The organism is Leifsonia sp. HAY1-4F (assembly GCF_056755275.1).
On sequence record NZ_JBNDHX010000656.1, the window covers coordinates 1 to 235 of the forward strand.

Here is a 235-nt window from a genome sequence, read left to right on the forward strand (position 1 = left end):
TTCTGGTCACGACGGTGGCCGATCTCTCACGGCTTGATCAGGATTCCTTCTGGTTCGTGATGGATTGCCATGACTGGATGCATCCGTTCGACGAAGACGGCAAACGACGCGGCTACGAAGCCATCCCGAGAAGCATCAAGGGCCTGGTCGATGACCCTTATCGTTCGCTGGCGGGCGAACTGCGCCGGCATGGCGGCTACGCCAAGGACACGACCCCTTTCAGCGAATTTCTCTG

At 58.7% G+C, this 235-nt stretch carries 1 protein-coding gene; it reads left to right on the plus strand.

Annotated elements, in window-relative coordinates:
* Window positions 1-235, plus strand: a 235-nt coding sequence (locus tag ACPYOG_RS20865; protein WP_481295960.1) for a ParB-like protein, incomplete at both ends; no start/stop codon positions are given.